At 37.8% G+C, this 209-nt stretch carries 1 protein-coding gene; it reads right to left on the bottom strand.

Annotated elements, in window-relative coordinates:
* Window positions 1-209 (bottom strand): membrane protein insertase YidC (yidC, locus tag V6256_RS16170; protein ID WP_341599205.1); only part of this gene is annotated, 209 nt, incomplete at both ends.

The following is a 209-nucleotide window of genomic DNA, read 5'->3' as shown; positions in this document are numbered from 1 at the left end:
GCCACCATAACCAGCCGTAATCAACGGTTAAGTCTAGGTTTTCAGCAACTTGTGACATTTCATCTTGTAGTTTAGGACCAATCCAAAGGTTGATTCGATACTCTTCAGTGCTGTTTGCTGAAATTGTTTTGATTGGTGATTTAAAACAAATAGCTGCATCTTTACCATGATAAACTTTACTAAATAGTTCGTTTTGGTCTGTCGCAAGC

It is taken from the genome of Psychromonas aquatilis, from assembly GCF_038155185.1.
Lineage (GTDB): Bacteria > Pseudomonadota > Gammaproteobacteria > Enterobacterales > Psychromonadaceae > Psychromonas > Psychromonas aquatilis.
Note: the sequence above shows the minus strand (reverse complement) of the source record. Positions and strands in the feature narration are given on the sequence as shown.